Origin of the sequence: Streptomyces sp. P17 (genome assembly GCF_032436805.1) — a bacterium.
In the GTDB taxonomy this organism is placed as follows: domain Bacteria; phylum Actinomycetota; class Actinomycetes; order Streptomycetales; family Streptomycetaceae; genus Streptomyces.
In genome coordinates this window covers 38048-58300 of record NZ_JAVRBF010000024.1, presented here as the reverse complement: position 1 = coordinate 58300, position 20253 = coordinate 38048, and the positions used below count along the sequence as shown (strand labels likewise).

The 20253-nt window shown below is 70.0% G+C and carries 18 protein-coding genes and 2 pseudogenes; 16 read left to right on the top strand and 4 right to left on the bottom strand.

What is annotated here, in order from left to right; genetic code table 11:
• Positions 1-21: 21 nt before the first annotated feature.
• The 12 genes from RMT89_RS17460 to RMT89_RS17405 all read left to right on the top strand — a co-directional run bounded on the left by RMT89_RS17460 (position 22) and on the right by RMT89_RS17405 (position 12385).
• Positions 22-564 (top strand): hypothetical protein, encoded by a 543-nt coding sequence (locus RMT89_RS17460; protein WP_315884676.1) that lies wholly within the window; start codon positions 22-24, stop codon positions 562-564.
• 118 nt (positions 565-682) lie between these two features.
• Complete coding sequence (pdxS, locus tag RMT89_RS17455; RefSeq protein WP_015661776.1) at positions 683-1588, top strand: pyridoxal 5'-phosphate synthase lyase subunit PdxS; 906 nt, start codon at positions 683-685, stop codon at positions 1586-1588.
• On the top strand, positions 1588-2193 hold the full coding sequence (gene pdxT / locus RMT89_RS17450) for a pyridoxal 5'-phosphate synthase glutaminase subunit PdxT (protein ID WP_315884675.1): 606 nt from the start codon (positions 1588-1590) through the stop codon (positions 2191-2193). The genes pdxS and pdxT overlap by 1 nt, the downstream gene beginning before the upstream one ends.
• A gap of 48 nt (positions 2194-2241) precedes the next feature.
• Complete coding sequence (locus RMT89_RS17445; protein ID WP_315884674.1) at positions 2242-2994, top strand: YebC/PmpR family DNA-binding transcriptional regulator; 753 nt, start codon at positions 2242-2244, stop codon at positions 2992-2994.
• 119 nt (positions 2995-3113) lie between these two features.
• Positions 3114-3659: a crossover junction endodeoxyribonuclease RuvC gene (gene ruvC, locus RMT89_RS17440; protein WP_315884673.1), complete on the top strand. Its 546-nt coding sequence runs from the start codon at positions 3114-3116 to the stop codon at positions 3657-3659.
• Complete coding sequence (ruvA, locus tag RMT89_RS17435; protein ID WP_315884672.1) at positions 3656-4261, top strand: Holliday junction branch migration protein RuvA; 606 nt, start codon at positions 3656-3658, stop codon at positions 4259-4261. Before ruvC ends, ruvA begins: the two co-directional genes overlap by 4 nt.
• 21 nt (positions 4262-4282) lie before the next feature.
• The gene (ruvB, locus tag RMT89_RS17430; RefSeq protein WP_315884671.1) at positions 4283-5353 is read left to right on the top strand and encodes a Holliday junction branch migration DNA helicase RuvB; all 1071 of its coding nucleotides are present in this window, start codon (positions 4283-4285) and stop codon (positions 5351-5353) included.
• A 186-nt stretch (positions 5354-5539) separates the two neighbouring features.
• Positions 5540-6037: a preprotein translocase subunit YajC gene (yajC, locus tag RMT89_RS17425; RefSeq protein WP_315884670.1), complete on the top strand. Its 498-nt coding sequence runs from the start codon at positions 5540-5542 to the stop codon at positions 6035-6037.
• A 131-nt stretch (positions 6038-6168) separates the two neighbouring features.
• Positions 6169-7923: a protein translocase subunit SecD gene (secD, locus tag RMT89_RS17420; protein ID WP_315884669.1), complete on the top strand. Its 1755-nt coding sequence runs from the start codon at positions 6169-6171 to the stop codon at positions 7921-7923.
• Between the two features lies 1 nt (position 7924).
• On the top strand, positions 7925-9040 hold the full coding sequence (gene secF, locus RMT89_RS17415) for a protein translocase subunit SecF (protein WP_315884668.1): 1116 nt from the start codon (positions 7925-7927) through the stop codon (positions 9038-9040).
• Positions 9037-9576, top strand: coding sequence for an adenine phosphoribosyltransferase (locus tag RMT89_RS17410; protein ID WP_315884667.1), 540 nt, complete (start codon positions 9037-9039; stop codon positions 9574-9576). The genes secF and RMT89_RS17410 overlap by 4 nt, the downstream gene beginning before the upstream one ends.
• Positions 9577-9850: 274 nt before the next feature.
• Complete coding sequence (locus tag RMT89_RS17405; RefSeq protein ID WP_315884666.1) at positions 9851-12385, top strand: RelA/SpoT family protein; 2535 nt, start codon at positions 9851-9853, stop codon at positions 12383-12385.
• Between the two features lie 63 nt (positions 12386-12448).
• Here RMT89_RS17405 and RMT89_RS17400 read toward each other — a convergent pair whose 3' ends face one another.
• Together RMT89_RS17400 and RMT89_RS17395 are read right to left on the bottom strand one after the other, a co-directional pair.
• On the bottom strand, positions 12449-13678 hold the full coding sequence (locus RMT89_RS17400) for a DUF349 domain-containing protein (protein ID WP_315884665.1): 1230 nt from the start codon (positions 13676-13678) through the stop codon (positions 12449-12451).
• Positions 13679-13814: 136 nt separating this feature from the next.
• Entirely contained in the window at positions 13815-14663 is an 849-nt protein-coding gene (locus RMT89_RS17395) for a peptidylprolyl isomerase (RefSeq protein WP_315884664.1), read from the bottom strand.
• A 180-nt stretch (positions 14664-14843) separates the two neighbouring features.
• Between RMT89_RS17395 and RMT89_RS17390 the strand changes: the two genes are divergently transcribed.
• Positions 14844-15563, top strand: coding sequence for an MBL fold metallo-hydrolase (locus RMT89_RS17390; RefSeq protein WP_315884663.1), 720 nt, complete (start codon positions 14844-14846; stop codon positions 15561-15563).
• A gap of 13 nt (positions 15564-15576) precedes the next feature.
• Positions 15577-16839 (top strand): histidine--tRNA ligase, encoded by a 1263-nt coding sequence (hisS, locus tag RMT89_RS17385; RefSeq protein ID WP_315884662.1) that lies wholly within the window; start codon positions 15577-15579, stop codon positions 16837-16839.
• Between the two features lie 42 nt (positions 16840-16881).
• On the opposite strand, the pseudogene RMT89_RS17380 reads toward hisS, so the two are convergent.
• Both RMT89_RS17380 and RMT89_RS17375 read right to left on the bottom strand, forming a co-directional pair.
• Positions 16882-17198 (bottom strand): annotated as a pseudogene (locus RMT89_RS17380) (LuxR C-terminal-related transcriptional regulator); the annotation flags it as partial.
• Between the two features lie 105 nt (positions 17199-17303).
• A pseudogene (locus tag RMT89_RS17375) lies at positions 17304-18006 on the bottom strand (ABC transporter ATP-binding protein); the annotation flags it as partial.
• 146 nt (positions 18007-18152) lie between these two features.
• On the opposite strand from RMT89_RS17375, the gene RMT89_RS17370 reads away from it, so the two are divergent.
• Complete coding sequence (locus RMT89_RS17370) at positions 18153-18809, top strand: vitamin K epoxide reductase family protein (protein WP_315884661.1); 657 nt, start codon at positions 18153-18155, stop codon at positions 18807-18809.
• A gap of 43 nt (positions 18810-18852) precedes the next feature.
• Positions 18853-20208, top strand: a complete 1356-nt coding sequence (locus tag RMT89_RS17365) for a replication-associated recombination protein A (protein WP_315884660.1) — start codon at positions 18853-18855, stop codon at positions 20206-20208.
• Positions 20209-20253: the final 45 nt, after the last annotated feature.

Sequence of the window (20253 nt, the reverse complement as noted above, 5' to 3'; positions counted from 1 at the left end):
GCGTCGGTAACCTTGCCGCCCGTGACCGCAACCCTCATCTGGATCCTCGTCGCCCTTGTCGCGATCGGCCTGTACCTGAGCTGGACCGCGGGCCGGCTCGACCGGCTGCACGCCCGGATCGACGCGACCCGTGCCGCGCTCGACGCGCAACTGCTCAGGCGGGCCTCGGTGACCCAGGAGCTCGCCACCTCCGGGGTGCTCGACCCGGCCGCCTCGATCGTCCTCTACGAGGCCGCCCATGCCGCCCGGCAGGCCGAGGAGGAGCAGCGGGAGGTCGCCGAGAGCGAGCTCAGCCAGGCGCTGCGGGCCGTGTTCGCCGAGGCCCAGCAGGTCGAGGAGGTGCGGCAGGCGCCCGGGGGAGAGGCCGCCGCCCGTGAACTGACCGAGGCGGTGCGCAGGGTGCCGATGGCCCGGCGCTTCCACAACGACGCCGTGCGCGCCGCCCGGGCGCTGCGCCGGCACCGCAAGGTGCGCTGGTTCCGGCTGGCCGGGCACGCGCCGTTCCCGCTGGCCTTCGAGATGGACGACGAGCCGCCGTCGGCGCTGACGGACCGGGCTGCCTAGTCGGCGCCGTACGCGAAAAGGATCCACCGCCTCACCATTGGCCCTTGCTGTGGCCTGGTCCATTCACGTTTCCTCGGTGCTGTAGAAACCCCTCTTTTCCCGTATGTGAGGTCAATCCGTGTCCATCACCGAGAACCAGGCTCCCGCCACCGGTACCGCCCGCGTCAAGCGCGGCATGGCCGAGCAGCTCAAGGGCGGCGTGATCATGGACGTCGTCACGCCGGAGCAGGCGAAGATCGCCGAGGACGCGGGCGCCGTCGCCGTCATGGCCCTGGAGCGGGTCCCGGCCGACATCCGCAAGGACGGCGGCGTGGCCCGGATGTCCGACCCGGACATGATCGAGGGCATCATCGATGCGGTCTCCATCCCGGTGATGGCCAAGTCCCGCATCGGCCACTTCGTCGAGGCCCAGGTCCTGCAGTCCCTCGGCGTGGACTACATCGACGAGTCCGAGGTCCTGACCCCGGCCGACGAGGTCAACCACTCCGACAAGTGGGCGTTCACGACCCCCTTCGTCTGCGGTGCCACCAACCTGGGCGAGGCCCTGCGCCGTATCGCCGAGGGCGCCGCGATGATCCGCTCCAAGGGCGAGGCCGGCACCGGCAACGTCGTCGAGGCCGTCCGCCACCTGCGCCAGATCAAGAACGAGATCGCCAAGCTGCGCGGCTTCGACAACAACGAGCTGTACGCCGCCGCCAAGGAGCTGCGCGCCCCGTACGAGCTGGTCAAGGAAGTCTCCGAGCTCGGCAAGCTCCCGGTCGTGCTGTTCTCCGCCGGTGGCGTCGCCACCCCCGCCGACGCCGCGCTGATGCGCCAGCTCGGCGCCGAGGGCGTCTTCGTCGGCTCCGGCATCTTCAAGTCCGGCGACCCGGCCAAGCGCGCCGCCGCCATCGTGAAGGCCACCACCTTCTACGACGACCCGAAGATCATCGCGGACGCGTCCCGCAACCTCGGCGAGGCCATGGTCGGCATCAACTGCGACACCCTGCCCGAGGCCGAGCGCTACGCGAACCGAGGCTGGTAATGACCGCTCCCGTGGTCGGAGTGCTCGCACTCCAGGGCGACGTACGGGAGCACCTCATCGCCCTGGCCGCGGCCGACGCCGTGGCCAGGCCGGTGCGGCGCCCCGAAGAGCTCGATGACATCGACGGCCTGGTCATCCCCGGCGGTGAGTCCACCACCATCTCCAAGCTCGCCGTCCTGTTCGGCGTGATGGAGCCGCTGCGCGCACGCGTGCGTGCCGGACTGCCCGTCTACGGCACCTGCGCGGGCATGATCATGCTGGCCGACAAGATCCTCGACCCGCGCTCGGGACAGGAGACCATCGGCGGCATCGACATGATCGTGCGCCGCAACGCCTTCGGCCGCCAGAACGAGTCCTTCGAGGCATCCCTCGACGTGCGGGGCATCCCGGGCGATCCTGTGGAGGGCGTCTTCATCCGCGCCCCCTGGGTGGAGTCCGTGGGCGCCGAGGCCGAGGTTCTCGCCGAGCACGACGGCCACATCGTCGCGGTCCGCCAGGGCAACGCGCTCGCCACGTCGTTCCACCCGGAACTGACCGGCGACCACCGCGTGCACGGGCTATTCGTCGAGATGGTGCGCGCCAACCGTGCGGCCGAGTCCTTGTAGGATCTCTGGCGTTCGTTCATAGACGGGTTACGCGAAGGAGACAGGCAGATGTCCGGCCACTCTAAATGGGCCACGACGAAGCACAAGAAGGCCGTGATCGATGCCAAGCGCGGCAAGCTCTTCGCGAAGCTGATCAAGAACATCGAGGTCGCGGCGCGCATGGGCGGCGTCGACCTCGAAGGCAACCCGACGCTCTATGACGCCGTCCAGAAGGCCAAGAAGCAGTCGGTTCCGAACAAGAACATCGACTCCGCGATCAAGCGCGGCGGCGGTCTCGAAGCCGGCGGCGCCGACTACGAGACGATCATGTACGAGGGCTACGGCCCGAACGGTGTCGCGGTGCTCATCGAGTGCCTCACCGACAACCGCAACCGCGCCGCCTCCGACGTGCGCGTCGCCATGACCCGCAACGGCGGCAACATGGCCGACCCGGGCTCCGTGTCGTACATGTTCAGCCGCAAGGGCGTTGTCATCGTGCCCAAGGGTGAGCTGACCGAGGACGACGTCCTCGGCGCCGTCCTGGACGCGGGCGCCGAGGAGGTCAACGACCTCGGTGAGTCCTTCGAGGTCATCAGCGAGGCCACCGACCTGGTCGCCGTCCGCACCGCCCTCCAGGGCGCCGGCATCGACTACGACTCCGCCGACTCCAGCTTCGTGCCCTCCGTCCAGGTCGAGCTGGACGAAGAGGGCGCCAGGAAGATCTTCAAGCTGATCGACGCGCTGGAGGACAGCGACGACGTGCAGAACGTCTTCGCCAACTTCGATGTGAGTGACGAGATCATGGAGAAGGTGGACGCCTGAGCCGACGCTCCGGATACGAACGGGCCGACGGGACACACCCCGTCGGCCCGTCGCGTTGTCGGGCGCTGTCAGTGGCACCCGATAGCCTGCACAAACAGGCGATCGAAAGGGAGGGGCGAGTGCGCGTACTGGGGGTGGACCCGGGACTGACGCGGTGCGGGGTCGGTGTGGTCGAGGGCGTCGCCGGACGACCGCTGACCATGCTCGGCGTCGGTGTCGTACGGACCCCCACGGACGCCGAGTTGGGGCAGCGCCTCGTCGCCGTCGAGCAGGGCATCGAGCAGTGGCTCGATGAACACCGGCCTGAATTCGTCGCCGTGGAGCGGGTGTTCAGCCAGCACAACGTCCGCACCGTGATGGGCACCGCCCAGGCCAGCGCCGTGGCCATGCTGTGCGCCGCGCGCCGCGGCATCCCGGTCGCCCTGCACACCCCCAGCGAGGTCAAGGCCGCCGTCACCGGCAGCGGCCGCGCCGACAAGGCGCAGGTCGGCGCCATGGTCACCCGGCTGCTGCGGCTCGGCGCGCCACCCAAGCCCGCGGACGCCGCCGACGCCCTCGCGCTCGCCATCTGCCACATCTGGCGCGCCCCCGTCCAGAACCGACTCCAGCAGGCCGTGGCCCTGCACGCAGCACAGACCACCGCATCGAAAGGCCGTACGGCATGATCGCCTTTGTGAGCGGCACAGTCGCCGCACTCGCCCCCGACGCCGCCGTCGTCGAGGTCGGCGGTGTCGGCATGGCCGTACAGTGCACGCCGAACACGCTCTCCACCCTCCGCCTCGGTCAGCCCGCGAAGCTGCACACCTCGCTGGTGGTCCGCGAGGACTCGCTGACCCTGTACGGCTTCGCGGACGACGACGAGCGGCAGACCTTCGAGCTGCTCCAGACCGCGAGCGGCGTCGGACCGCGCCTGGCGCAGGCCATGCTCGCCGTGCACTCGCCCGACGCCTTGCGCAGAGCCGTCGCGACCAGCGACGAGAAGGCGCTCACCGCCGTCCCCGGCATCGGCAAGAAGGGCGCGCAGAAACTGCTGCTGGAGTTCAAGGACCGGCTCGGCGAGCCGATCGGCGCCCCCGCCGTCGGCGCACCGGTCACCCAGGGCTGGCGCGACCAACTGCACGCGGCTCTGATCGGCCTCGGGTACGCGACCCGTGAGGCCGACGAGGCCGTGTCCGCCGTGGCGCCCCAGGCGGAGGCGGCCGAGGGCACGCCTCAGGTCGGCCGGCTGCTGAAGGCGGCCCTTCAGACGCTGAACCGCGCCCGCTAGCCCGTACCGAGGAGAACCGCCGTGAACTGGGACGACACAACCGACACCCCCGCCGAGGAGCGGCTCGTCGGTGCGTCCGCCGACCGTGACGACCAGGCCGTCGAGGCGGCGCTGCGCCCCAAGGACCTGGGCGAGTTCATCGGCCAGGAGAAGGTCCGCGAACAGCTCGACCTCGTCCTGCGCGCCGCACGCGCGCGTGGCGCCACCGCCGACCATGTCCTGCTCTCCGGTGCCCCCGGCCTCGGCAAGACCACCCTGTCGATGATCATCGCGGCCGAGATGGGCGCTCCGATCCGCATCACCTCGGGGCCCGCCATCCAGCACGCCGGCGATCTCGCGGCGATCCTCTCCTCCCTCCAGGAGGGCGAGGTCCTCTTCCTCGACGAGATCCACCGCATGTCCCGGCCCGCCGAGGAGATGCTCTACATGGCGATGGAGGATTTCCGCGTCGACGTGATCGTCGGCAAAGGCCCCGGCGCCACCGCCATCCCCCTTGAGCTGCCCCCCTTCACCCTGGTCGGCGCCACCACACGCGCGGGACTGCTGCCGCCCCCGCTGCGCGACCGCTTCGGCTTCACCGCGCACATGGAGTTCTACGAGCCCGCCGAGCTGGAGCGCGTCGTCCACCGCTCCGCGCATCTGCTCGACGTCGAGATCGAGGCCGACGGCGCCGCCGAGATCGCCGGCCGCTCCCGCGGCACGCCCCGTATCGCCAACCGTCTGCTGCGCCGCGTCCGCGACTACGCGCAGGTCAAGGCCGACGGCATCATCACGCGCGACATCGCGTCGGCGGCACTGAAGGTCTACGAAGTCGATGCGCGCGGGCTCGACCGGCTCGACCGGGGCGTCCTCGAAGCCCTGCTCAAGCTCTTCGGCGGCGGCCCGGTCGGACTGTCGACACTCGCCGTCGCGGTGGGGGAGGAGCGCGAGACCGTGGAAGAGGTCGCCGAGCCGTTCCTCGTCCGGGAGGGTCTGCTGGCCCGCACTCCCCGCGGCCGGGTGGCCACGCCCGCCGCATGGGCGCATCTCGGCCTCACCCCGCCCCGCTCGGGGGCTGTGGGAAACGGACAAGGGGACCTGTTCGGGGCGTGAGGGCGCCGTGCCGGGGCTCGCACGGCGCGGGCATTGGCGGGGTCAGGAACCTCGGTGCCATGCTGAGCGTTGTTCCTTGCACGCGGACTCGCTTAGACTCCGCCGATGCCGCCGTTGTCGGCGGCACTTAAACCCCCAACCATCAGGCCGCTCACCATCGCGGTCGTGTGAAGGAAGTTCCGACCCGTGAGTCTCGTGACCCTCCTCCCGTTCATCGTGCTCATCGGGGCCATGTTCCTGATGACCCGGTCGGCCAAGAAGAAGCAGCAGCAGGCCGCCGACATGCGGAACCAGATGCAGCCCGGTTCCGGCGTCCGCACCATCGGGGGCATGTATGCCACGGTCAAGGAGGTCAATGAGGACACCGTCCTCCTCGACGCCGGCCCGGGTGTGGACCTGCTCTTCGCCAAGAACGCCATCGGTGCCGTCCTCTCCGACGACGAGTACAACCGCATCGTCCACGGCATCGAGCACGACCTGAAGGCCGACGCCGACGTCGTCCCGGACGACGCCTCCTCCCTCACCGAGTCCGACGACGCTGCCGCCGCCTCCGACGAGAAGTCCGTCGACCTCGGGAAGAAGGACGCGGACACCGACGAGGAGCCCTCCGACGACGTCGCGGCCGCCGAGACGAAGGCCGACAGCGAGCCGAAGAAGTCCGACGGCGAGTCCGACGCGAAGTAGCCGCCTCCCGGAGCGCGCGGGCGTGACCCGCGCGCCCCGGGCGCGCGCGGCTCTCGCACCGGATCCCGACTACATGTCATGGCCGCCGGCGCCCACCGGGCGAGAGGCGGCCCGAGAGGGAGTACGAGAAGGTGGCAGCACCTAAGAAGGGCCGGAGCGCGAGCGCCCAGAGCAGGCCGGGGCGCTCGCTGGTCCTCATCCTGATCGCCATCGTGGCGCTCACCGGGGGAATGTTCCTCTCCGGGCACACCACCCCGCGACTCGGTATCGACCTGGCCGGCGGTACGAGCATCACGCTCCGCGCGGAGGCCGAGCCGGGCCAGGAATCCGCGATCAACAAGACCAACATGGACACCGCCGTCGAGATCATGGAGCGGCGTGTCAACGGTCTTGGTGTCTCGGAGGCCGAGGTCCAGACCCAGGGCGACAAGAACATCATCGTCAACATCCCCAAGGGCACGAACTCCAAGGAAGCCCGGGACCAGGTCGGCACCACCGCCAAGCTGTACTTCCGCCCGGTCATCGCCACCGAGGTCACCGGCGCCGCCGCGAAGACCAGCCCGTCCCCGAGCCCTTCCGGCAGCGCGTCGGACAAGGCCACGGACAAGGCGACCTCGTCCTCGTCCCCCTCGGCGACCGGCACGCCGTCGGCGACCTCCACCACCCAGGGCCGCGCGGTCACCGACGCCCTGAAGGCCGACCCCACCGGATCGGCGAGCCCCAGCTCCAGCGCCTCCCCGTCCGCCAGTGCCAGCCCCTCCGGCTCCGCGGACACCGGCAAGCTCGAAAAGCAGTACGCCGCGCTCGACTGCACCGACGAGACGGCCCGCGCCAAGGCCGGCGACGGCGCCAAGCCCACCGACTCCACCGTCGCCTGCGGCCAGAACGCGGGCGGCCAGTGGCAGAAGTACATCCTGGGCCCGGCCGAGGTCGACGGCACGGACGTCGACAAGGCCGAGGCGGCCTTCAACACCACGACCGCCGCCGGCTGGACCGTGAACATGGAGTTCACGGGCGAGGGCCGCAAGAAGTTCGGCGAGATCACCGGCAAGCTTGCGCAGAACCAGCCCCCGCAGAACCAGTTCGCCATCGTCCTGGACAACGAGGTCGTCTCCGACCCGCGAGTCAGCCAGGCCCTGACCGGCGGCAGCGCCGAGATCTCCGGCAACTTCAACCAGGAGTCCGCCCAGAGCCTCGCCAACATGCTGTCGTACGGCGCCCTGCCGCTGTCCTTCAGCGAGGACAGCGTCACCACCGTGACCGCCGCGCTCGGCGGCGAGCAGCTCAAGGCCGGTCTGATCGCGGGCGCGATCGGTCTCGCCCTGGTCATCCTCTACCTGGTGGTCTACTACCGCGGCCTGTCGCTCGTCGCCATCGCCTCGCTGCTGGTCTCCGCCGCGCTCACCTACGTGATCATGTCGCTGCTCGGCCCGGCCATCGGCTTCGCGTTGAACCTGCCGGCCGTCTGCGGTGCCATCGTCGCCATCGGCATCACGGCGGACTCGTTCATCGTGTACTTCGAACGCGTCCGGGACGAGATCCGCGAGGGCCGCTCGCTGCGCCCCGCCGTCGAGCGGGCCTGGCCGCGCGCCCGGCGCACCATCCTGGTCTCCGACTTCGTGTCGTTCCTGGCCGCCGCGGTGCTGTTCGTCGTCACCGTCGGCAAGGTCCAGGGCTTCGCGTTCACGCTCGGCCTGACCACCGTGCTCGACGTGGTGGTCGTGTTCCTGTTCACCAAGCCCCTGCTGACCCTCCTGGCCCGCAGGAAGTTCTTCGCGAACGGCCACCGCTGGTCCGGCCTCGACCCCAAGCGACTGGGGGCCAAGCCACCGCTGCGCCGTACCCGCCGTCCCGCCGCCGGCCCCGTCGACCCGAAGGAGGCGTGAGATGTCGAAGCTCGGCACCCTCGGCGCCCGACTGCACCGTGGCGAGGTCGGCTACGACTTCGTCGGCAACCGCAAGCTGTGGTACGGCCTGTCCATCCTGATCACCATCACGGCGATCGTGGGCCTCGCGGTGCGCGGCCTGAACATGGGCATCGAGTTCCAGGGCGGCGCGGTCTTCACCACCCCGAAGACCTCCGTCTCGGTCTCCCAGGCGCAGGAGTACGCGGAAAAGGCCTCCGGCCACGACGCGATCGTCCAGAAGCTCGGCGACGGCAAGCTGCGCATCCAGGTCGCGGGCATCGACACCAGCGCGGCCGACAAGGTCTCCGCGGAGCTCGCCAAGGACCTGAAGGTCGACGAGAACGACGTCACCGGCGAGCTGGTCGGCCCCAGCTGGGGTGAGCAGATCGCCAACAAGGCCTGGCAGGGACTCGGGATCTTCCTGGTCCTTGTGGTGATCTATCTGGCGATCGCCTTCGAGTGGCGCATGGCGGTCGCCGCGTTCGTCGCCCTGATCCACGACATCACCATCACGGTCGGCATCTACGCCCTCGTGGGCTTCGAGGTCACCCCGGGTACGGTGATCGGTCTGCTGACCATCCTCGGTTATTCGCTCTACGACACGGTGGTCGTCTTCGACAGCCTCAAGGAGCAGACGAAGGACATCACCAAACAGACGCGCTGGACCTACAGCGATGTCGCCAACCGTTCGATCAACAGCACCCTGGTCCGTTCCGTCAACACCACGGTGGTCGCGCTGCTGCCGGTGGCGGGCCTGCTGTTCATCGGTGGCGGTTTCCTCGGCGCCGGCATGCTGAACGACATCTCGCTGTCGCTGTTCGTCGGCCTCGCCGCCGGTGCGTACTCCTCGATCTTCATCGCCACCCCGCTCGTCGCCGACCTCAAGGAGCGCGAGCCGCAGATGAAGGCGCTGCGCAAGCGCGTACTCGCCAAGCGCGCCCAGGCCGCGGCCAGGGGCGAGACCCTGGACGCCGGCCCCGTCGACGAGCCCCTCGACGACGAGCCGGACGACGCCGCGCCCGCGGTCGTCGGCCCCCGCAACCAGCCCGCGTCCCGCACCCGGGGCCGTGGCCGACCCTCGGGGAAGCGCCGATGACCGACATCGAGGAGCTGCTGCTCAGCCGCATCCGTGATGTGGCCGACTACCCGGAGCCGGGCGTGATGTTCAAGGACATCACCCCGCTGCTCGCGGACCCGGCCGCGTTCACCGCGCTCACCGACGCCCTCGCGCAGATCGCCGAGCGCACCGGCGCCACCAAGGTCGTCGGTCTGGAGGCCCGTGGCTTCATCCTCGGCGCCCCCGTCGCCGTCCGCGCCGGACTCGGCTTCATCCCGGTGCGCAAGGCGGGCAAGCTTCCCGGAGCCACCCTCAGCCAGGCCTACGACCTGGAGTACGGCTCCGCGGAGATCGAGGTGCACGCCGAGGACCTCGTCGCCGAGGACCGTGTCCTGGTCGTCGACGACGTCCTCGCCACCGGCGGCACCGCGGAGGCCTCGATCCAGCTCATCCGCAGGGCGGGCGCCGAGGTCGCCGGCCTCGCCGTGCTGATGGAGCTCGGCTTCCTCGGCGGCCGTGCCCGGCTGGCACCGGCCCTCGACGGAGCCCCTCTGGAGGCTCTGCTCAAGATCTGAACGAGACCCACGGACGCGGGGCGCACCTTCCCGGAAGGGAGGCGTGCGCCCCGCGCGCATGTCCGGGCGCACCACTGCGGGACACCCGTACGCGAGGCCCTCGAAAGCCGTCGGACACCCGAAGGACACCGCCGAGGAATCCCGGGCCCGCCCCTTGTGTTTCTTCCGTATAAGGCCCTCACATCGGCCTGAAGGCGATCCTGGGGCGCAGGATCGCTACCATGGGGTCTCCGGAGCCTGACCGGGGGACCCGGATCGCGCACGAGGAGTCCTCTTGCCAGACGAGGCCCAGCACCTGACCGCCGCCAAGCCCGACTCCGCCTCGGGCCCCGCGGACAAGCCCGCGCCGAAGACGCCGAACGCGAAGAACGACGCGCATGGGCCGGTCGAGCACGCCCAGTCCGCGCCCGTCGACAAGTCGGCCGACCAGTCGCGCCCCAAGCCGGCCCCGCCCGAGCGCCCCTCGACCCCCGCGGTCCGCCCCAACACCGGCCAGCCGCCCCGCACCGGCTCCTCCAACCGCGTCCGCGCCCGCCTGGCCCGCCTCGGCGTCCAGCGCTCCAACCCCTACAACCCGGTCCTGGAGCCGCTGCTGCGGATAGTGCGCAGCAACGACCCGAAGATCGAGACGGCCACGCTCCGCCAGATCGAGAAGGCCTACCAGGTCGCCGAGCGCTGGCACCGCGGCCAGAAGCGCAAGAGCGGCGACCCGTACATCACGCACCCGCTCGCCGTCACCACCATCCTCGCCGAGCTCGGCATGGACCCGGCCACACTCATGGCGGGCCTGCTGCACGACACGGTCGAGGACACCGAGTACGGCCTCGACCAGCTCCGCCGTGACTTCGGCGACTCCGTGGCCCTGCTCGTCGACGGCGTCACCAAGCTGGACAAGGTCAAGTTCGGCGAGGCCGCGCAGGCCGAGACCGTGCGCAAGATGGTCGTCGCCATGGCCAAGGACCCGCGCGTCCTGGTCATCAAGCTCGCCGACCGTCTGCACAACATGCGCACCATGCGCTACCTCAAGCGCGAGAAGCAGGAGAAGAAGGCGCGCGAGACCCTGGAGATCTACGCGCCGCTCGCCCATCGCCTGGGCATGAACACCATCAAGTGGGAACTGGAGGACCTCGCCTTCGCGATCCTCTACCCCAAGATGTACGACGAGATCGTCCGGCTGGTGGCCGAAAGAGCACCCAAGCGTGACGAGTACCTGGCCATAGTGACCGACGAGGTCCAGCAGGATCTGCGCGCCGCCCGCATCAAGGCCACCGTCACCGGCCGCCCGAAGCACTACTACAGCGTCTACCAGAAGATGATCGTCCGCGGCCGTGACTTCGCGGAGATCTACGACCTGGTGGGCATCCGCGTCCTGGTGGACACCGTCCGCGACTGCTACGCGGCTCTGGGCACCGTCCACGCCCGCTGGAACCCGGTTCCGGGGCGGTTCAAGGACTACATCGCGATGCCCAAGTTTAACATGTACCAGTCACTGCACACGACGGTCATCGGCCCCAACGGCAAGCCCGTCGAGCTGCAGATCCGCACCTTCGACATGCACCGCCGCGCCGAGTACGGCATCGCCGCGCACTGGAAGTACAAGCAGGAGGCCGTCGCCGGCGCCTCCAAGGTGCGCACCGACGTGCCGAAGGCCGGCAAGGGCAAGGACGACCACCTCAACGACATGGCGTGGCTGCGCCAGTTGCTGGACTGGCAGAAGGAGACCGAGGACCCGGGCGAGTTCCTGGAGTCCCTGCGCTTCGACCTGTCCCGCAACGAGGTCTTCGTCTTCACCCCCAAGGGCGACGTCATAGCGCTCCCGGCGGGTGCCACTCCGGTGGACTTCGCCTACGCCGTCCACACCGAGGTCGGCCACCGCACCATAGGCGCGCGGGTCAACGGCCGTCTCGTACCGCTCGAATCCACCCTGGACAACGGCGACTTGGTGGAGGTCTTCACCTCCAAGGCAGCCGGCGCGGGCCCCTCCCGCGACTGGCTCGGCTTTGTGAAGTCGCCGCGCGCCCGCAACAAGATCCGGGCCTGGTTCTCCAAGGAGCGCCGCGACGAGGCCATCGAGCAGGGCAAGGACGCCATCGCCCGCGCGATGCGCAAGCAGAACCTGCCGATCCAGCGCATCCTCACCGGCGACTCCCTCGTCACCCTCGCGCACGAGATGCGCTACCCCGACATCTCCTCGCTGTACGCGGCGATCGGCGAGGGCCATGTGGCCGCGCAGAACGTCGTACAGAAGCTGGTGCAGGCCCTCGGCGGCGAGGAGGCGGCCACCGAGGAGATCGACGAGTCGGTCCCGTCGGCCCGTGGCCGCAGCCGCAAGCGGCGCAGCAGCCAGGACCCGGGCGTCGTGGTCAAGGGCGTCGACGATGTGTGGGTCAAGCTCGCCCGCTGCTGTACGCCCGTCCCCGGCGACCCGATCATCGGCTTCGTCACCCGGGGTAGTGGCGTATCGGTTCACCGCAGTGACTGCGTCAACGTGGAGTCACTGTCCCGCGAGCCCGAGCGCATCCTTGAGGTCGAGTGGGCGCCCACCCAGTCCTCGGTCTTCCTGGTCGCCATCCAGGTCGAGGCCCTGGACCGCTCCCGGCTGCTGTCGGACGTCACCCGCGTCCTGTCCGACCAGCACGTCAACATCCTCTCCGCGGCCGTACAGACCTCCCGCGACCGTGTCGCCACCTCCCGCTTCACGTTCGAGATGGGCGACCCGAAGCACCTCGGGCACGTCCTGAAGGCGGTCCGGGGCGTCGAGGGCGTCTACGACGTCTACCGGGTGACCTCGGCGCGCAGCCGGGCGTAACCGCCGTACGAGCACGAAAAGGGGCTCCCCTCGGGGAGCCCCTTCTCATGCCGAGCGTGCCGGTCAGCCGCCGAACTCCTGGAGGCCCTTCAGGGCCTGGCCCAGCAGGGCCTGGCGGCCCTCCAGCTCACGCTCCAGCTTGTCCGCCTTGGCGTTGTTGCCCTGGGCGCGCGCCTGCTCGATCTGCTGGTGGAGCTTGTCCACGGCCGCCTGGAGCTGGCCGGTCAGACCCTCGGCACGCGCGCGTGCCTCCGGGTTGGTCCGGCGCCACTCGGCCTCCTCGGCCTCCTGGATGGCCCGCTCTACGGCGTGCATCCGGCCCTCGACCTTCGGCCGGGCGTCCCGCGGCACATGGCCGATGGCCTCCCAGCGCTCGTTGATCTGGCGGAACGCGGCACGGGCGGCCTTCAGGTCCGTCACCGGGAGGATCTTCTCGGCCTCATGGGCCAGCTCCTCCTTGAGCTTCAGGTTCTCGGACTGCTCGGCGTCCCGTTCGGCGAAGACCGAGCTGCGCGCGGCGAAGAACACGTCCTGGGCGCCGCGGAAGCGGTTCCACAGGTCGTCCTCGTGCTCGCGCTGGGCGCGGCCCGCGGCCTTCCACTCCGCCATCAGCTCGCGGTAGCGCGCCGCCGTCGGACCCCAGTCCGTCGACCCGGACAGCGACTCGGCCTCGGCGACCAGCCGCTCCTTGGTCTTACGGGCCTCCTCGCGCTGCGCGTCCAGGGCCGCGAAGTGCGCCTTGCGCCGCTTGGAGAACGCCGAGCGCGCGTGCGAGAAGCGGTGCCACAGCTCGTCGTCCGACTTGCGGTCGAGACGCGGCAGCCCCTTCCAGGTGTCCACCAGCGACCGCAGCCGCTCACCGGCCGCCCGCCACTGGTCGGACTGCGCCAGCTCCTCGGCCTCGGCGACCAGCGCCTCCTTGGCGTGCCGCGCCTCGTCGGACTGCTTCGCGCGCTGCTGCTTGCGCTCCTCCCGCCGCTTCTCGACGGTCTCCACGAGCTTGTCCAGACGCTGCCGCAGCGCGTCCAGGTCACCGACCGCGTGATGCGCGTCGACCTGCTCGCGGATGTGGTCGATCGCGACCTGCGCGTCCTTCGCGGACAGGTCGGTGGTCTTCACTCGCTTCTCGAGGAGGCCGATCTCGACAACCAGGCCTTCGTACTTGCGCTCGAAGTAGGCCAACGCTTCCTCGGGGGAGCCGGCCTGCCAGGAACCGACGACCTGCTCGCCGTCGGCCGTACGCACGTACACGGTCCCCGTCTCGTCGACGCGGCCCCACGGGTCGCTGCTCACAGCGCCTCCTCCACATGATGCCTGCGTGGGGCTTCAGCGCCCCCGGGCATCGTCCACAGTTTCGTCACGGCCAACATAGGCGACCGGCGGGTTGCCTGTCCGCATCCCGCGCGACCGAAATTTCGCAGTTGGGGGGTCAGGATTTGGTGACAGTTGCCTTGTTGATCACCACGGTCGCGTTGGGCGCCGTGTTGCCCGTCGTGGGGTCCGCGGCCTGCGCTCCAGCGGCCGCGACCTTCTTGAGGACCTTCATGCCGGCCTCCGACACCGTGCCGAACGGTGTGTAGTTGGCCGGCAGCGGGCTGTCCTGGTAGACGAGGAAGAACTGGCTGCCGCCGGAGTCCTTGCCCTCACCGGTCTGGGCGTTGAACTGGTTCGCCATCGCAACCGTTCCCGCCGGGTACGTGTTGCCCTTGAGGCTCTTGTCCTTGAGGTTCTCGTCCGGGATCGTGTAGCCGGGACCGCCGGTGCCGGTGCCCGTCGGGTCGCCGCACTGGAGCACGAAGATGCCGCTGTCGACCAGCCGGTGGCACTTGGTGCGGTCGAGGTAGCCCTTGTTCACGAGGAAGTTGAACGAGTTGACCGTGCGCGGGGCGGCCGACGCCTTGAGCGCTATGTCGATCTCGCCGCACGTGGTGTCCAGCTTCATCGTGTAGTCCGCGGACTTGTCGATGGTCATGGCCGGCTCCTTCTTCCAGCTCATGGTCTCGACCTTGCCCGCGGCCGGCTTCTTGCACGGGTCCGGGGCCTTGCTGGTCGGCGGCGCGCTCGGGGTGACCTCGGCGCCCGCGTTCGACTTGCCGTCGTCCCCTTCGAAGGCGCCGGCCGTATAGAGCCCGACGCTGCCGATGATGACGACGCCGAGCGCGGACGCGATCACCGCGTTGCGCGTGCGTGACTTGCGCCGCGCGTCCGTACGCCGCTGCTGCTGCCGCAAGAACTTCTCCCGGGCGAGCTGACGCCGCCGCTGTTCCTGGCTGACCACGGGGTTGTCTCCTCAAGCGTCTGAATGCGTCGACCGGTACGAGTGCGTCCGGTGGGCCGACCCTCTGCGTGTGCCCCGTACCGTATATGGGTTCGCTGAGGAATCGGCAGCGCCGGTAGGCTCTGACCTCAGGCGCAGCCCACCGACTTGTCACCAAAACCGACACAACGAAGGACGATCGTGCTCATTGCCGGGTTCCCCGCCGGGGCCTGGGGGACGAACTGCTATCTCGTCGCCCCCGCCGCCGGTGAGGAGTGCGTGATCATCGACCCGGGCCACCAGGCGGCCCCCGGAGTCGAGGAAGCACTGAAGAAGCATCGGCTCAAGCCCGTCGCCGTCGTCCTCACCCATGGCCACCTCGACCATGTGGCCTCGGTCGTCCCCGTGTGCGGCGCGCACGACGTACCGGCCTGGATCCACCCCGAGGACCGGTACATGATGAACGACCCCGAGAAGGCGCTCGGCCGTTCCATCGGGATGCCGCTGATGGGCGAGCTGACCGTGGGGGAGCCGGACGACGTCAAGGAGCTGACCGACGGCGCGAAGCTGGAGCTGGCGGGGATGGAGCTCACCGTCGCCCATGCGCCGGGCCATACCAAGGGGTCGGTGACCTTCGGCCTGCCCGAGGCGGCGGACATCCCGCCGATCCTGTTCTCGGGCGACCTGCTGTTCGCCGGCTCCATCGGACGCACCGACCTGCCCGGCGGTGACATGGCCGAGATCCTCGACTCGCTGGCCCGCGTGTGCCTGCCGCTCGACGACTCGACCGTGGTGCTGTCCGGCCACGGCCCCCAGACGACCATCGGCCAGGAGCGCGCCACCAACCCGTATCTGCGGCGGGTGGCCGCCGGCCGCCAAGATCGCGGCGCAGCCCAGCGGGCTCCCCGACGAGGAATGTGACGAGAGACCTTCCGTGAGCACCTTCAAGGCCCCCAAGGGCACCTACGACCTGATCCCGCCGGACAGCGCCAAGTTCCTTGCCGTCCGCGAGGCCATCGCCGCCCCGCTGCGCAACTCCGGCTACGGCTACATCGAGACGCCCGGCTTCGAGAACGTCGAGCTGTTCGCACGCGGTGTCGGTGAGTCCACCGACATCGTGACCAAGGAGATGTACGCCTTCGAGACCAAGGGCGGCGACAAGCTGGCCCTGCGCCCCGAGGGCACGGCGTCCGTGCTGCGCGCCGCGCTGGAGGCCAACCTGCACAAGGCGGGCAACCTGCCGGTCAAGCTCTGGTACTCCGGCTCGTACTACCGCTACGAGCGCCCCCAGAAGGGCCGCTACAGGCACTTCTCCCAGGTCGGCGCCGAGGCGATCGGGGCCGAGGACCCGGCGCTGGACGCCGAGTTGATCATCCTGGCCGACCAGGCGTACCGCTCGCTGGGCCTGAGCGACTTCCGCATCCTGCTCAACAGCCTGGGCGACAAGGAGTGCCGCCCGGTCTACCGCGCCGCGCTCCAGGATTTCCTGCGCGGCCTGGACCTGGACGAGGACACCCTGAGCCGCGCGGAGATCAACCCGCTGCGCGTCCTGGACGACAAGCGCGAGTCGGTCCAGAAGCAGCTCGGGGACGCGCCGCTGCTGCGCGACTACCTCTGCGACGCCTGCAAGGCGTACCACGAGGAGGTCCGCGAGCTGATCACGGCCGCCGGCGTCGTCTTCGAGGACGACCCCAAGCTGGTCCGCGGCCTGGACTACTACACCCGTACGACGTTCGAGTTCGTCCACGACGGTCTGGGCTCCCAGTCCGCGGTGGGCGGGGGCGGCCGCTACGACGGTCTCTCCGAGATGATCGGCGGCCCCGCGCTGCCGTCCGTCGGCTGGGCCCTCGGCGTCGACCGCACGGTCCTCGCGCTGGAGGCGGAGAGCGTGGAGCTCGAACTCCCCTCCCTGACCAGCGTGTTCGCGGTCCCGCTGGGCGAGGAGGCCCGCCGGGTCCTGTTCGCCAAGGTGACCGAGCTGCGCAAGGTGGGCATCGCCGCGGACTTCTCCTACGGCGCCAAGGGCCTCAAGGGCGCCATGAAGAACGCCAACCGCAGCGGGGCGCGCTACACGGTCGTCGCCGGCGAACGCGACCTCGCCGAAGGCGTCGTCCAGCTCAAGGACATGGAGTCCGGCGAGCAGACGGCGATCGGCGTGAACGAGATCGTGGCCGAGCTGGAGGCCAGGCTCGGCTGACCGCCTGACACGAAGGCGCCGGGCAGCTGTCCGGCGCCTTCCTCATGGGTCGAGCAGCCCGTGCCGCAGGCCCTGGTGACCGCCGCCGTGCGGTCGTCCACCCCCAACTCCCCGAAGATCCGCAGCAGATGGGTCTTCACCGTCGGCTCCCCGATGAACAGCCGCCGCCCGATCTCCGCGTTCGTGCAGCCCTACGCCACCGGGCGCGGTACCGCCGTCTCCCGCTCCGACAGCCCAGGGCGCTCCGGCTTGGTGCGCAGCTGGTCCACCAGCCGCGCCGCCAGTACCGTCTCCCCGCGCGCGGCCGCCCGTACCGCCCGAGCGAGGTCGCCGCGCGGCAGGTCCTTCAGCGGATATCGGCTTCGTCCCCGGGCCACCACAGCAGCGCCCAGCCCAGCACCGGCACGAGGTTGATGACGCCCACCGCCACGAACGCCCCCCGCAGCCGCCGCAGTCAGATAGTGGCGGCTCACGCTGAGCCCCGGGATCTCACCGTCGAAGCGGCGCATCAGTTCGGCGACCGTGCGGGTCGGGGTCCGCGTGCGCTCGGTGCGCGGGGCGCCGTCCGGCTCGGTCCGCTCGACGGTGGCGTCGGTGCCGTACCGGTCCCGCAGGGCGGCCGGGCGGCCCTCGGCGACGATGCGGCCCGCGGTCACCACGGCGAGACGGTCGGCCAAGGCCTCCGCCTCCTCCAGGTAGTGCGTGGTGAGGAGGATGGTGATGCCCTCGTCGGCGAGGGCGCGGATCAGGTCCCAGAACCGGCGCCGGGCCGCCGGGCCGCCGGGGCGAAGCCGGTCGTCGGCTCGTCCAGGAGCAGCAGGTCGGGGCCGCCGATCACACCCAGCGCCGCATTCAGCCGTCGGCGCCGGCCGCCCGACAGGGCCTTGATCCGGCTTCCCGCCTTCTCCTCCAGCCCACCAGACCGATGACCTCCTCGGGGTCGCGCGGCCTGGGGTAGTAGCGGGCGAAATGACGGACGGTTTCGCGGACCGTCAACTCGACGGGCGCCGATTCGCCCTGCCAGACGATTCCGACACATGAGCGCCACGCACGCGTGCCCATCGCGGGATCCGTGCCCAAGACCCGGACGTCGACCGCGGTCACGTCGCCGTACTGCTTGCGCAGCCCCCGTACGTCCACGGCGAGGTCGTTCGCGTGTGCTGTCATGCGTTCGAACCTCGGCCGGAATCGAACGCTCAGGGACGACTGGGCGTACTTCCTTATGTCCACCGAACGGTGGACAGAGGTCTGTGTGCGGCACAATGGCCCCTGCCCGAAGAAGGTCCAACTCTCAAGCAGACGGAATCGGCGTGATGAGCAAGACCACAGTCAACGACGTCTCCACCGAACCCGAGCCGGAGCGCGCGGAGGCCGTGCCGCGGGTGGTGGGAGGCAGTCGCGCGTTCGCGCTGATGCTGGTGATCACCGGCGCCGCCGGACTGCTCGCCGCGTGGGTCATCACGCTCGACAAGTTCAAGCTGCTGGAGGCCAAGGTCGAGGGAAAGACCTTCGTCCCCGGGTGCAGCCTGAACCCCGTCGTCTCCTGCGGCAGCGTCATGGAGAGCGACCAGGCCTCGGCCTTCGGCTTCCCCAACCCGATGCTGGGTCTCGTCGCCTACGGCATCGTCATCGGCGTCGGCGTGAGCCTGCTCGCCCGCGCCCGCTTCCCGCGCTGGTACTGGCTCACCTTCAACGCCGGCACCCTCTTCGGCATCGGCTTCTGCACCTGGCTGCAGTTCCAGTCGCTGTACCGCATCGGCGCCCTGTGCCTGTGGTGCTCGCTGGCCTGGGTCGCGACGATCATCATGTTCTGGTACGTGACCTCGCTCAACGTGCGCAACGGCTTCCTGCCCGGGCCGCGCTGGCTGAAGGGCTTCTTCAGCGAGTTCACCTGGGTCCTGCCGGTGTTGCACATCGGGGTCATCGGCATCCTGATCATGACCCGCTGGTGGGACTTCTGGACCAGCTGACAGCGCCGAGGGCATTGTCAGTGCGGTGAATTAGGGTTTCAGCGTGGAGCCCGACCTGTTCACCGCCGCAGCCGAAGAACGCCAGGAGAAGGACCCGACGGCCAGTCCCCTGGCTGTTCGGATGCGCCCGCGCACCCTCGACGAGGTGGTGGGCCAGCAGCACCTGCTGAAGCCGGGCTCACCGCTGCGCAGACTGGTCGGCGAGTCCGGCGGCGGCCCGGCCGGACCCTCCTCGGTGATCCTTTGGGGCCCGCCCGGCACCGGCAAGACGACCCTCGCGTACGTCGTCTCCAAGGCCACCAACAAGCGGTTCGTGGAGCTGTCCGCGATCACCGCGGGGGTCAAGGAGGTCCGCGCGGTCATCGAGGGCGCCCGCCGGGCCACCGGCGGCTTCGGCAAGGAGACCGTCCTCTTCCTCGACGAGATCCACCGCTTCAGCAAGGCCCAGCAGGACTCCCTGCTCCCGGCGGTGGAGAACCGCTGGGTGACCCTGATCGCGGCGACCACCGAGAACCCGTACTTCTCGATCATCTCCCCGCTGCTGTCCCGCTCCCTGCTGCTGACCCTCGAACCCCTCACCGACGACGACGTCAGAGGTCTGCTGCGGCGGGCGCTGAGCGACGAGCGCGGCCTCAAGGACGCCGTCACCCTCCCCGAGGACACCGAGGACCACCTGCTGCGCATCGCCGGCGGCGATGCCCGCCGCGCGCTCACCGCCCTGGAGGCCGCCGCCGGGGCCGCCCTCGACAAGGGTGAGTCGGAGATCGGGCTGCAGACCCTGGAGGAGACTGTCGACCGGGCGGCGGTGAAGTACGACCGCGACGGCGACCAGCACTACGACGTGGCCAGCGCCCTGATCAAGTCCATCCGCGGCTCCGACGTCGACGCGGCCCTGCACTACCTGGCCCGGATGATCGAGGCCGGCGAGGACCCCCGCTTCATCGCCCGCCGCCTGATGATCTCGGCCAGCGAGGACATCGGCCTCGCCGATCCGAACGCCCTGCCCATCGCGGTCGCCGCCGCCCAGGCCGTCGCCATGATCGGCTTCCCGGAGGCCGCCCTCACCCTCAGCCACGCCACCATCGCCCTCGCCCTGGCCCCGAAGTCCAACTCCGCGACCACCGCCATCGGCGCCGCCATGGAGGACGTGCGCAAGGGACTGGCCGGGCCCGTGCCGCCGCATCTGCGCGACGGGCACTACAAGGGCGCCGCCAAGCTCGGTCACGCGCAGGGGTATGTGTATCCGCACGACCTGGCCGAGGGCATCGCCGAGCAGCAGTACGCCCCGGACGCCCTCAAGGACCGCGAGTACTACACCCCGACCCGGCACGGCGCCGAGGCGCGGTACGCGGACGCGGTGGAGTGGACCAGGCAGCACCTCGGTCGCAAGCGGTCCTGAGCAGCCTGTAGAATCCCTCGGAGTGCTGTGTCCCGTGCAGTCAGA